Annotated in this window: 10 protein-coding genes; 4 read left to right on the top strand and 6 right to left on the bottom strand. The window is 56.1% G+C overall.

Annotation, left to right across the window (positions count from 1 at the left end):
* Window positions 1-2,181: cellulose biosynthesis cyclic di-GMP-binding regulatory protein BcsB (locus IGS51_RS17620; protein ID WP_297080117.1), on the top strand; the 2,181-nt coding region annotated here is incomplete at its 5' end.
* Between the two features lie 8 nt (window positions 2,182-2,189).
* Window positions 2,190-4,778, top strand: coding sequence for a UDP-forming cellulose synthase catalytic subunit (bcsA, locus tag IGS51_RS17615; RefSeq protein WP_297080116.1), 2,589 nt, complete (start codon window positions 2,190-2,192; stop codon window positions 4,776-4,778).
* Between the two features lie 230 nt (window positions 4,779-5,008).
* On the opposite strand, the gene IGS51_RS17610 is transcribed toward bcsA, so the two are convergent.
* The 5 genes from IGS51_RS17610 to IGS51_RS17590 form a co-directional block, all read right to left on the bottom strand.
* Window positions 5,009-5,674 carry a ferritin-like domain-containing protein gene (locus IGS51_RS17610; protein ID WP_297080115.1) on the bottom strand — a complete coding sequence of 222 codons (666 nt, stop codon included), beginning with the start codon at window positions 5,672-5,674 and terminating at the stop codon, window positions 5,009-5,011.
* A gap of 351 nt (window positions 5,675-6,025) precedes the next feature.
* The gene (locus tag IGS51_RS17605; RefSeq protein ID WP_172358643.1) at window positions 6,026-6,238 is read right to left on the bottom strand and encodes a DUF2839 domain-containing protein; all 213 of its coding nucleotides are present in this window, start codon (window positions 6,236-6,238) and stop codon (window positions 6,026-6,028) included.
* Between the two features lie 225 nt (window positions 6,239-6,463).
* Entirely contained in the window at window positions 6,464-7,555 is a 1,092-nt protein-coding gene (ychF, locus tag IGS51_RS17600; RefSeq protein WP_172358642.1) for a redox-regulated ATPase YchF, read from the bottom strand.
* A gap of 167 nt (window positions 7,556-7,722) precedes the next feature.
* Entirely contained in the window at window positions 7,723-8,433 is a 711-nt protein-coding gene (locus IGS51_RS17595) for a Uma2 family endonuclease (protein ID WP_297080114.1), read from the bottom strand.
* Between the two features lie 277 nt (window positions 8,434-8,710).
* Entirely contained in the window at window positions 8,711-9,100 is a 390-nt protein-coding gene (locus tag IGS51_RS17590) for a hypothetical protein (protein ID WP_297080113.1), read from the bottom strand.
* Window positions 9,101-9,237: 137 nt separating this feature from the next.
* On the opposite strand from IGS51_RS17590, the gene queA reads away from it, so the two are divergent.
* Window positions 9,238-10,437, top strand: a complete 1,200-nt coding sequence (gene queA, locus IGS51_RS17585) for a tRNA preQ1(34) S-adenosylmethionine ribosyltransferase-isomerase QueA (RefSeq protein WP_297080112.1) — start codon at window positions 9,238-9,240, stop codon at window positions 10,435-10,437.
* Window positions 10,438-10,457: 20 nt separating this feature from the next.
* Here the strand turns inward: queA and IGS51_RS17580 are convergent, their stop codons facing one another.
* Window positions 10,458-10,844, bottom strand: coding sequence for a hypothetical protein (locus tag IGS51_RS17580; RefSeq protein ID WP_297080111.1), 387 nt, complete (start codon window positions 10,842-10,844; stop codon window positions 10,458-10,460).
* 101 nt (window positions 10,845-10,945) lie between these two features.
* Between IGS51_RS17580 and IGS51_RS17575 the strand changes: the two genes are divergently transcribed.
* Window positions 10,946-11,827, top strand: coding sequence for a Cof-type HAD-IIB family hydrolase (locus IGS51_RS17575; protein ID WP_297080110.1), 882 nt, complete (start codon window positions 10,946-10,948; stop codon window positions 11,825-11,827).
* The last annotated feature ends 155 nt before the right edge of the window (window positions 11,828-11,982 follow it).

The following is an 11,982-nucleotide window of genomic DNA, read 5'->3' as shown; positions in this document are numbered from 1 at the left end:
GCGAACCCCCAGCCAGCGAACCCGCCCGCTGCCACCGCGTCGCCTGCCGCGCCCAAGCCAGAACCCACCTACCAGCATGTGATTGAGTTCAACCGCAGCCCGGTGGTGGGCAATCGCCTCCGCATGGAAGGCGTGTACCCAACAGCTCGGCTTGGGTTTAACCGTCCCCGTCAGTGGGATGTCAAAACTGCCAAGCTCGTACTGCGGTTCCAGCACTCGCCGTCGCTGCTGTCTGATCGCTCAAGCCTGACGGTTCGGGTAAACGATACTAGCGTGGGCAGCGTGCCGCTGAATCGTCCCAATTCTCAGATTGGTCAGGTGGTCTTCGAGGTGCCCTCCAATCTAATTCAGGACTACAACGAGATTTCAATTCTGGCAGAGCAGCAGACGAATGAAGACTGCACCGTTGCCACCGACCCGACCTTGTGGACCGAGATTCTACCCGATTCCAAGGTCATTCTGGACTATGCGTTAGAGTCTGTTCCGCTGGACTTCAGCCGCTATCCGTTCCCGTTTATTGACACCCTCAGTCTCGATACCAATCAGATTACGTATCTGCGGCCCCGCGCTTACAGCGACACCTGGCTTAATGCAGCAGCCATCTTTCAGGCTGAGGCAGGGCGGATTGTGGACTTTCGCCCGCTCAATACTCGGCTAGTGGGCAGTTTGGATAACCTCCAGTGGAACGATCGCGTGGTCATTCTGGGTACTCCAGCAGAACAGCCTGTTCTGTCAGACCTATCGCTGCCGCTGCCGATTCGCAACGGTCAGCTTTTGGACGGAAACAACACGCCGCTGCCCGGCGATACGGGCGTTTTAATGTTGACCACGCTGAAAGACAACGGTTTACCCGTTCTCGTAGCAACGGGAAATTCGGCGGCGGGTGTGCAGAAGGCGGTGCAGTTCCTGGTGCAGACCAAAGAGGCGCAGATTGGTACAGGTCAGGTGTTAACGGTGACCAATCTGGTGAATGAGCCGTCGCCTGCGCCCCGCGAGTGGCCAGGCTATCTGCCCACGCGCAATAGCTTTACCCTGCGTGATTTAACCACGCTCGGCGGACAAAACTTTGAAGACATTACGGTGCATGGCACGAATGCACCACCTATTGAAATTCCGTTCCGGGCGCTGCCCGATGACCGCTTTTCGCGGGGCAGCCGCATGAGGGTGGATTATAGCTACAGCGCTCAGGTTGATCCACGCACTTCGACGGTGGAAGTACGGCTGGATGATGTGACGATTGGCTCTAAGCGGCTGAATTCTGCAAAGGGGGGTCGCGATTCGCTGGATGTGGATTTACCCGCGGCGTTGATTCAGCCGGATTCGCAGTTGAATGTGGTGTTTAACTTAAATCCGCGCTCTGCTGAGGTCTGTGGTTTATCCAGAGATCAATCCCTCTGGGGAACGCTGCATGGCGACACGGACTTTAATCTGAAGCGAGACATCTTCACCCGGATGCCGGATTTGCGGCTGCTGCAAGTTGGCTATCCGTTTGCCGCACCGCAGGACTTGTCGGAGACGGCATTTGTGGTGCCGAGTGCCCCACGGGATGCGGATGTGAAAGCCATGCTGGCGGTGAGTGAACGACTGGGTCGGCTGAGCCGCGCCAATTCGGTGAATCTGCAAGTTTACACGGGCGGCAATCTGCCTGCTGAGGCGCGGGGTATGAACTTGGTGGGAATTGGGACGCGCGATCGCTTCCCATTGCCCGAAGTGATGGAGTCTGGCGGTTTTGAACTCCGAAATCTGTTTTCGCGGGGCTGGCGCGGTAGCCGGGTGCAGGCTTTGCCTGATGGCCAGGGTGTGGTGAAGCTGATGGTGTCGCCGAATAATGGCGATCGCGCGGTGTTGGCCATCACCGGCCAGAGCGAACAGGGCCTCACCGACGCAGCAGAAGTGTTCAAGCGCGACCCGCTGTTTTCTCAACTCAACGGCGACACGGTGCTAATTAGCCGAAACAAGCCCAATCCATCGCCCAATGACCCCTATGCTTACAAGCTCGATATCCTGCGGGAGGAACCGCTCCAGCAGGTGCAAAGAACCGGATTCCTGAGTCGAGTCTCCATCTTTATTCAAGACAACTGGTTCCTGCTACCGACGGGCATTCTGTTAATCTCACTGCTGCTGTATGGCATTTCTCAGCTCTACGTTAATCGGCTCGCCAAGTCAGGAGAGGTAAAATGACGAGTTCCATGTCTCAAGCCCCCGTCGAACCCGTCTCTCGTCAGCAGCCGTGGATTGCGCGGTGGCTGCTGCGAGTGCCGAACTGGTTTGACCGCTTTTTTCCCAGGGCACGCAGCACGCAGCTCTTTTGGCTGGTCATTGGTCTGATGGTGCTGTCTGTGCCGCTAATCGTCACGCCGCTAAAAATCTGGCAGCAGGGCGTTGTGGCAGTGATTCTGATCCTGCTAGGCTGGGCTGTGGTGAAGCTAGAGCAGTGGCAAACCCAGCGCCAAGCAAGCGAGTATCTGCATCTGTTCCTGGCCTGGCTGAGTATCGTCACGACAATGCGGTACCTCTATTACCGCACAAGCTATACGCTGAACCTGGATGGCTGGCTCAATGCAACCTTCAGTATTGTGCTGTTCATGGCGGAGCTATATGCGATCGCCACGCTGTTTCTGTCCTATTTTCAGACACTAAAACTGCGCGATCGCCAGCCCGTCGATCTGTCTGGCATTCCCCAAAGTCAATGGTTCAACGTTGACGTATACATTCCCACCTACAACGAGGATGTCGAGATCGTCCGCAAGACGGCCCTCGCGGCTCTGGCGCTGGACTACCCCGAAGAGAAAAAGCGAGTCTATGTGCTAGACGACGGACGGAAATTTCCCGATCGTCGGGAAAAGCTTCGCCGCATGTGTGAAGAAATTGGCTGCACTATGCTGACGCGGGACAACAACGACCACGCCAAAGCAGGCAATATCAATACTGCCATGCGCCGCACGCGAGGCGACCTAGTGCTAATCCTGGACTGCGACCACATTCCATCGCGGCAGTTTCTTCAGGAAACGGTCGGCTTTTTCTACAACGCCAAGGTCGCACTTGTCCAAACCCCGCACTGGTTTTACAACCCCGATCCCTTCGAGCGCAACCTGCTGACTCAGGGACGAGTCCCCGTCGGCAACGAGCTGTTCTACAAGGTGGTGCAAAAGGGCAACGACTTTTGGAACGCCACCTTCTTCTGTGGTTCGGCCGCAGTCATTCGCCGCGACTACGTGCTGCGGATTGGCGGGATTGCCGTAGAAACCGTAACCGAAGACTGTCACACCTCACTGCGGCTACACTCCCTGGGCTATGAGTCGGTTTACTACGACAAAATCATGGTGGCAGGGTTGGCACCGGAGAAATTCTCCTCCTACGTAGGGCAGCAGGTGCGCTGGGCGCGAGGCATGGCACAAATCCTGCGGCTAGAGAATCCGCTGTTTAACCGCAAACTCAAGCTCACGCTGCCGCAGCGGTTGTGCTACACCTCCGCCACCACCCACTTTTTCTTTGGGTTTCCGCGCATCATGTATGCACTATCGCCAGTGCTGTACCTGCTGTTTGGTATTAACCTGATTCGCGGTCTGGGTGTGGAAACGCTGGTGTACGCATTACCTCACATTGCCCTGGCGCTAAATGCCAACTACATCACCGCCAAAGAAGTCCGCTTTTCGTTCTGGAACGAAGTGTTTGAATACGCGATGGCGTTTCAGGATGGCATTGTGACCTTTATGGCGCTGATTAACCCCAAGCTAGGCAGCTTCAACGTGACCGACAAGGGCGTAAAGGTCACAAAACGTAGCTTCGATTACGAATCTGCCAAAGCCTCCCTGATTATTGTGTCGCTACTGGTGCTGTCGCTGCTGGCCGTCCCTTTCTGGCTGGTGCTTCAGCCCGAAGCAAAAGAAGCCGTCATCATCAACGCCGCTTGGTGTGTGTTTAACCTGGTGCTGCTGGTGGCGGCGCTGCTGGTAGCCTATGAACAGCCGCAACTGCGTCGGGCACACCGTCTGGAACGCAAGCTGGGTGCAGTTATCTACGGCAACAACAACGAAACCCTGTCTGGCAAGACGCTGGATGTCAGCGAGAACGGGGCGCGGATCGTGCTGGATAGCTGGCCGAACCTGCCCGATGCGGTTGAAATCGAACTCACTGGCGACTTTGGCAAGCGAGCGTTTTTGGATGCGCGGGTGATTCGAGTTGACCCGATTAGCGAAGACCAGGTCGTTGTGGCAGTGGACTTCGTAAACCTGTCGCAGTCTCAAAATGATGCGCTGGTGCTGGTGCTGTATTCCGACGTGGAGGAATGGTACGCGCAGAAGCGTACCGAAATCGACCGTCCATTCCAATCGCTGGCGTTTTTGGCGACGGGCTTGCTGCGGGCCTTCCGCGATCCCAAACCCGCCGTACCGACTGAAGTTCGCAAGCAAATCCACGCTGCCGCTCAGATTTATTGGGAGGGGCAGTTTTATCCCGGCATTGCCAAGGAGATTAGTTCGCGCAGCCTGCGAATTGAAATGGACGGCAACCTGCTGCCCAACATCGAGATGTTGCAGCAAGCTCAGCCGCCTGTGGGTTTGCTGCTGAGCCAGCATACGACAGATGACAATCCGAAGCGTCTGGTGGGGCAGATTGAAGACGTGCGGGTTTCCAATGCCCAGTCATCTGACGGCGTGGTGTTTTTGGTGAATCGCTCGGCAGGCGGCGTGACGGCTGATGTCGAGGTCTCTTTTCCTGCACACCTGGATGCACGGCAAGGTTCCAAGATTCGCCAACTGCTGCGCGATTTGGAGTAGGCGTTCTCGCATCAGCCCTGTTTAGAGTTCAGTTTCTAAGAGACTGGCAGAGGTTACGAGCAGGACTTACGCACTTGCGATAAGCTCTTTGGGTTTTGGACAATTTCTCGCGGGCTGCGCCCGCGAGAAATGGTCTCACTGCGTAAGTCCTAACGAGTTTGAAGACGTTTGAAGACAACGATGCGCCCCGAAGCAGTTCGGAGCGCATTTTTTTGAGGGTATAAATCTACCTAAACCGTTAGAATCCAGGCATTTCGGGTTTCGGCACTGACAAAGGAAGCGGGGACAGGCTGAATGTCCATGCCGAGAGATTGAATCGCCGCCCGAATCAGGGTCGCGTGGCTGGCTTCGGTCGAGCCGATGCTGGCTCCAGCGGTGATCAGCGCGGGCGTTTTGAGCATAGCGATTTCCTGGCTATAGGCGATCGCCGCGTCGGTTTCTAGCGCCAGCGCCAGCTTTGCAATATTCACGTCCGAATCCAGGTTTCCTTCGCCCCGCTGGAGATAGGAGGACAAATCGTAGCTAGTCTCTGCCTGAACGGGCGTGCCGCCCAGACTGCGGATGACATTCGCCAGGGCATCGCGGTGCTGCATGTGATCTGCTTGGTTCGCGAGGGCGATCGCCTTTACGGCATTACCCACGTTAGAACCCGTCAGCTTGCCCGCAGCGGCACTGTAGGCCCAGATAGCAGCATGTTCATAGAACAGGGCCTTGTTGAGGATCTCAATATCATTGCGGCGATCGCTCTCCGTCGAGGCATCGGCCGTTCCTGCAATGAGCGGCACGCTCAGCACACTCGCCGCACCCACAATAGCCCCACCTGTCAGCATTTGGCGACGAGATAAGCCCTGCGCCTGTCGAGCGCGACCCAGCCATTCAGATTTGCGTCGGTTCATCGTTCGAGTTCTCCTACAAAAGTTCTGCAAAAAGGCACCACAAAGCAGCGACCCGTGCCAGTTCAGCCCCAGCCAACTCTGTGCCAAACACCACACTAGAGTTGCGAGTCCTGAAACTTGCTCAAATCGCCGGATGGCTTCAATTCAACCCAAGCACTCCAATGCTTTGGAGCGCAAATTAATAGATGAACTGCGCCCGTCTAGAGGAATATACGGACGTGCCTATTCGCCGGATTTTCATAGGGGAAAAGTTTTTTAGAGAAATCGGTCGCCTCTAGCATCCAACTGGGCCTGCTGCCAGGTCTGCAACTGGGCCTGAAACTGGGACGCACAGAGCGCAACCAGAGCCGACTAGCTCAATTCCCACCAGCCCAGGCTGGGGCCAATAAACCGAACCACGACCCAATACACCACCAACAGGGCGATCCCAATCCACGCGCCCCGCGTTGTGATTTGCGAAAACAGCTTTGCCTGGCTGGGCTTGATGGGAATACCCGGCAGAATGTTGTCTTCCTGCCCGTATTTTTCGCCCAGAGATTCCTTGCGTCGCTTTGAGTCTCCCATTGTGCTTTGCCTCATCAAAATCAAGTCTCACGACCAAATTAGGACTTACGCACTTTCAATAAGCTTTCTGGAGTTCAATAAGCTTTCTGGAGTTTTGGACAATTTTTCGCGGGCTGCGCCCGCGAAAAATTGTCCAACTGCGTCAGTCCTACAAATATCAAAATCAAAGACTTCAGTCACGGGGCCTAAAAAGCTGATTAACCGTTCCCAAGCTGCACGTTAAAACTACACGTTAAAGCGGAACAGCATGACATCCCCTTCCTGCACCAGATATTCCTTGCCTTCGCTGCGAACCAATCCCTTTTCCTTCGCCGCCGCCATAGAACCTGTGGCTACCAAATCATCATAGGCCACCGTTTCTGCGCGAATAAAGCCCCGCTCAAAGTCAGTGTGAATCACGCCTGCCGCTTGGGGAGCTAGCATCCCAGCACGAATCGTCCAGGCGCGAGTTTCCTTGGGGCCTGTGGTGAAGTAGGTGCGGAGTCCTAGCAGATCGTAGGTTGCGCGAATCAGGGATTTCAGCCCGCCTTCTTGCACCCCCAGCGATTCCAGAAAATCAGCCCGCTCCTCTTCCGAGAGTTCGATGAGTTCTGATTCGACCTGGGCTGATACTACGACGACTTGGGCATTTTCTGCGGCGGCGATCGCCCGCACCTGCTCCACCCACTCATTGCCCGTCGCTAGGTCATCCTCCGACACGTTTGCCGCATAGATCACGGGCTTGCGCGTCAGCAGCCCCAGCGGTTTGATGATGGCCTCCTCCTCATCCGTCAGTTCCACCAGTCGCGCCGACTTGCCCTCGTTCAGCACCACCAGCAGTTTGTCCAACACGGCCAACTCTGCCTGAGCATCTTTGCTAGTTTTTGCCTGCTTGCGAGTGCGATCGGCCCGCTTTTCGAGTTGCGACAAATCTGCCAGCGCCAGTTCCAGGTTGATGACCTCAATGTCGCGCACCGGATCGACCGAGCCTGCAACATGGATAATGTCGTCGTTTTCAAAACAGCGCACCACATGGACAATCGCGTCCACCTCGCGGATATTTGCCAGAAACTGATTGCCCAGCCCCTCGCCCTTGCTGGCCCCTTTGACTAACCCAGCAATATCCACAAACTCTACCCGCGCTGGAATAATTTCGGCAGAGTTGGAAATCTTTGCCAGCACCGCCAGCCGTTCGTCCGGCACGGCGACGACTCCCGTATTGGGTTCGATGGTGCAAAAGGGAAAGTTAGCCGCCTGCGCTTTGGCATTGGCCACCACCGCGTTAAAGAGGGTCGATTTGCCCACGTTGGGCAGTCCGACAATTCCAGCTTGAAGCATAGAGCAATTGGGTAAAGAAGGAGAAATCAGCAGACCAGTTCAGTCAGTCAGGGCGCGTCTCTCGTCAAAGATGGCAGGTTCTGTAAGCGGCTGACCCCTGATCAGCCCGTCAACATTCCGCAATATACCAGCGTAGCAGACCAGCCGCGCCGCCGACCGACCTAACCCTAGCTATCCTCTGTCCCCAGTTCTCGCAGCCGCGATCGCAGTCTTTCAACCTCAGCTTCTAGCGCCTGCGCTCGTAGTTCAGATTCCGCCGCTCGTGCTTCAGCGTTTTGGCGGGCCTGGGCTTCGGTTCTCAAGGCCTGCGCCAGTTCGCCGGGAATCAGCAGCTTTTCACCCGTATCTTCGCGATAAAAGGCAAGCAGGTTTCCATCTACTTCCAGCCGCAATTTGAGCGGGTCGCTGCGGCCGTCGGTGATGGGTTCGTAGGTGTCGTTGTGCAGCCGATATCCCTGGAGTTGCCCGTCGATCCATTCCCCACGCGGATTAAACAGCCAATATTCGCGCACACCCAGTTGCTCATACAGCGTTCGTTTGAAAACCTGATCCTGAGCCTGGGTGCTTTTCGAGGTCATCTCAAAAATAACGGCTGGCACCTGCCCTTCTTCCCAAAGCTTGTAATGGTCGCGCCCGCCTGGAGCCACGTCAAAAATCACCATCACATCCGGCGCAACTCGCAGCCTGGGGTAGCCCTGGGCGTAGTAGAGAAATTGGTTAGACAGCATGGTTGCCTGCTGACCTTCTAAATATTGGCGCAGCACTTCCAAGGTGACGAGCATGGCGTAGAGATGAACATAGGTTTCTGCTACGGGTTCACCATCAGAAGAGGGGTAGAAAATTTCGGCAGGCGGGGCCGTGGGGAGGAGGGCGGTCATGGGTTGGCGGAGGGCTGGAAGATTCGGAGGGTTGGGTGCATTTTAGCGCGATCGCCCCTTGGCAATTTTCCGCAATCCGGGACAGGGGTTTGGATCGTTCATCAAAGCTGCTCAATAAAAACGCTGCTCAACAAAAAAGCCAACTCATGCCAATGCGGTCTGAGATGGCGTAATAGAGTTCAAGCTGCGTTCAAACTTGGAGGGACGATAAACTTGAGTGGGTTGACCAAAGCAAGTCACTTAGCGTTGCAAATAGCGTTGCAAAGCGGGTGGCGCACTAGGCCAGAGTTTCGGGGCAATAGCCCAGCCCTTGCACAAACTGCTGACGAAACGCTTCGATTTCTTCGCGATCAGGGCTGCCGTGAGACACCACTGCCACCTGATAGCGGCGCATCACATCCACGGGCGATTGGCCAGTTTCCAGCCCCCACAGCGCCATCCGTACTCGGATATCCGGTTCGTAGGCAATGCCCAACTCATTCAAAAAAGCGCGAAAGTCACCGTCTCGATCGGCATCCAGGCAGCGCTCCAGTTTAACCTTCACTACCCAACCGTCGATCTGATGAATGACCGTCATGAAGCGAACGGGGAGCCAGGGCGTGTTGTGAAGATATTCAACCACCCGAAGCGTTAAACTGGCATTCGCGAGGTAATAGATGTATTCCATGCGTCCAACCCCAGCAAATGCAATTTCAACTACAGTTTTATTTTCGTAATAAACTCTGATGTTTCATAGGGGAAAGACCCCCTACCTTGGAGGGTGTTTCTCCCCAATCTGCCTGGATTTAGTGGATTTAGTTGAGCATGTCTTTGAATCCGTTGCCGCATCATCACCCTGAGCCATCCCCCTTCCCTCAGGACTCTCCGCCAAGCTCAGAAGCGCCAACTTCCCTCGACCTGCGGCTGGCATCCTATGACTATCATTTGCCTGCTGAGCGCATTGCTCAAAATCCGGTCGTACCGCGCGATCGCGCTCGGCTGCTGGTGGTGGATTCGCCAAGCTCCCATCAGCACTGCATCTTTCGGGATTTGCCTGCGCTGCTGCGGACGGGCGATTTGCTGGTGTTAAACAATACCCGCGTGCTGCCTGCGCGACTGTTTGGGCGCAAGGTGGGCGGCGCAAAGGTAGAGGTGCTGCTGCTGGAAGAGCAGTCGGAAAATCGCTGGCTGGCGCTGGTGCGCCCTGGGCGACGGCTGAAGGTGGGCGCAATGATTGAATTTTTTCAGCCGGATCAGCCGGAAGGCGGGCAACCCCTGCTGACGGCGACTGTGCTGGCGGTGGATGCAGCTACCTCTGGCAGGATTCTGGAATTTCAGGTTGCAGAAAACAAGCCCTTTTTGTCGGTGCTGCATCTGTTGGGTCAGGTGCCCCTGCCCCCCTATATCGAGAATTCCCACGCCGATCCAGAGCAGTATCAGACGGTGTATGGCGATCGCCCCGGGTCGGCTGCTGCCCCCACCGCCGGACTGCACTTTACCCCAGAGTTGCTCGATCGCTTGGAAGAGCAGGGCATCCGGCGCACCTTTATTACGCTGCATGTAGGCGTAGGCACCTTTCGCCCGGTCGAGGCGGAAACCATCACCGATCACAAAATGCACGGCGAATGGCTAGAAGTGTCGCCGGAAACCGTCGAGGCGATCGCCACAACCCAAGCCAGCGGCGGCCGAGTAATTGCTGTCGGCACCACCGTAACCCGCGCCCTCGAAGGCGCATCCCACAGCGGGCAACTCCAGCCCTACTGCGGCAAGACAGAGCTATTCATCTATCCCGGCTATCGGTGGCGCGTGGTGGATGGGCTGATCACCAATTTCCATTTGCCCAAGTCCAGCCTGATGATGCTGGTCAGCGCCCTCACGGGACGAGAACGGCTGCTGGCACTGTATCAAGAGGCGATCGCCCAGGGATATCGCTTCTATTCCTTCGGCGATGCCATGCTGATTTTGCCAGAGGCAAAGGTTGAGGCGACAGCAGGGGAGAATGAGCAGGTTGCTGCTGATTGGTGATCCCTACTGACTGGTGATCCCTACTTCAGATCAATTCCCAGATAGGTTTTGCTGAGAAACTGGGCCAGACGCTTCACCTGAGACTGCACTTTGTCGGGGCTGTTGGTAAACGAGGTTCCCAAAATCCGGGCAAACTCCTCGTCCGACAGGGTGCCGTCTTGGTGTTGCTGAAAGGCGCTGACCACAGCGATTAGCTCGTCGGCAGAGAACTGGAAGCCGTTTTGAGCCGCGAAGGCCGCCACATCCGGAGCGCGATCGCCCGTCAGGGCAGCAGTTTCGGCGGGGTCTAGCTCCGCTTCGCTGCTAATGTTGCCATCGCCCACACCGAGCAGGGCTTCTAGCTGTTGCCGCAGGGTATCGTCGGCGGCAGTGCGATGCATAAATTCCAGCACAGTTGCAGTAGTCATGGTCGGATGAACTCAACTCGCCACTTCGGCTCAAATCATAACAAGCGCTAATTGCTGACCTGGCTTGGCTTAATGAAAACTGAAGCTTGCGGTAAGCTGGGATGGGAAATTTAGCGCCAGGGACGGCGCAAGGGGCATTTGTGGAAAACTCGGCAGCCCAAGCGGGAGAGATTCGCCTGCTAGTAGTGGATCTGGACGGGACGGTGGTGGGTGCATCGAACCAAATTTCGGTACGAGTAAAGCAGGCGGTGCAGGCGGTGCAGGCGCAGGGCATTCCCGTGGCGATCGCCACCGGGCGGATGTATCAATCAGCCCGCCGGTTTCATGCCGATCTTGGCTCTACCCTGCCGCTGATGAGCTATCAGGGCGCACTGATCAAAGACCCCGCCGATGACACGCTGCATCGCCACTGGCACCTACCCAGGGTCTATACACAGCAATTGCTGGAATTTTATGAACAGCCGGCTTTGCGAGACGACGTATCCGTGCATTTCTATATTGACGACCAGCTCTACGTCCGCGAGATTACTGCCGAAACCGAAGCCTATGCAGAACGCTCCAGCATTGAGCCGATTGCCGTTGGCGACCTGCGAACCCTGCTCGATGCCGACCTGACCAAAATCCTTGCCCAAAGCAGCAACGTGGCGCTGATTGACGATCTGCTAGAAAAACTGCGGCAGCGCTACGCCCCGACCGAGCTATACCTGACCAAATCCGTGGATATTTTCCTGGAAGCAACCCATCCAGAGGTGAATAAGGGCAACGCGGTTCGCTACCTAGCAGAGAACATTTTGGGACTCCGCGCCGACCAAGTGATGGCAATCGGCGATAACTTCAACGACTTTGAGATGCTGCAATATGCGGGTATTGGCGTGGCAATGGGCAACGCGCCGGAGGGCGTGCAGGCGATCGCCAATTGGGTTGCCCCTTCCGTAGAAGAAGACGGAGCGGCGATCGCCATCGAAAAGTTCATCCTGGGATAGGGCGCGATCTCCGCAGCATGAGGTAGTACAGGCCGCCTATCCTTACCCCAAACACCAGCGCAACGCAGCGCGACCCACAGGTCACAAATTACAAGCAAAAATTACCAAGCTGAACTCGCCTCTGAGAGGAGAGATAGCAAGAGGTATCGCTCGGT

This window comes from Thermoleptolyngbya sp. M55_K2018_002 (genome assembly GCF_015295965.1).
GTDB lineage: Bacteria > Cyanobacteriota > Cyanobacteriia > Elainellales > Elainellaceae > Thermoleptolyngbya > Thermoleptolyngbya sichuanensis.
The sequence above is the reverse complement of the archived record's forward strand: the minus strand, read 5'-3'. Positions and strand labels throughout refer to the sequence as shown.

Excerpts from the sequence above, each read along its gene's own strand:
- bcsA (WP_297080116.1), top strand. The coding sequence starts at position 2,190 with ATGTCTCAAGCCCCCGTCGAACCCGTCTCTCGTCAGCAGCCGTGGATT.
- IGS51_RS17610 (WP_297080115.1), bottom strand. The coding sequence starts at position 5,674 with ATGAACCGACGCAAATCTGAATGGCTGGGTCGCGCTCGACAGGCGCAG.
- IGS51_RS17605 (WP_172358643.1), bottom strand. The coding sequence starts at position 6,238 with ATGGGAGACTCAAAGCGACGCAAGGAATCTCTGGGCGAAAAATACGGG.
- ychF (WP_172358642.1), bottom strand. The coding sequence starts at position 7,555 with ATGCTTCAAGCTGGAATTGTCGGACTGCCCAACGTGGGCAAATCGACC.
- IGS51_RS17595 (WP_297080114.1), bottom strand. The coding sequence starts at position 8,433 with ATGACCGCCCTCCTCCCCACGGCCCCGCCTGCCGAAATTTTCTACCCC.
- IGS51_RS17590 (WP_297080113.1), bottom strand. The coding sequence starts at position 9,100 with ATGGAATACATCTATTACCTCGCGAATGCCAGTTTAACGCTTCGGGTG.
- queA (WP_297080112.1), top strand. The coding sequence starts at position 9,238 with ATGTCTTTGAATCCGTTGCCGCATCATCACCCTGAGCCATCCCCCTTC.
- IGS51_RS17580 (WP_297080111.1), bottom strand. The coding sequence starts at position 10,844 with ATGACTACTGCAACTGTGCTGGAATTTATGCATCGCACTGCCGCCGAC.
- IGS51_RS17575 (WP_297080110.1), top strand. The coding sequence starts at position 10,946 with ATGGGAAATTTAGCGCCAGGGACGGCGCAAGGGGCATTTGTGGAAAAC.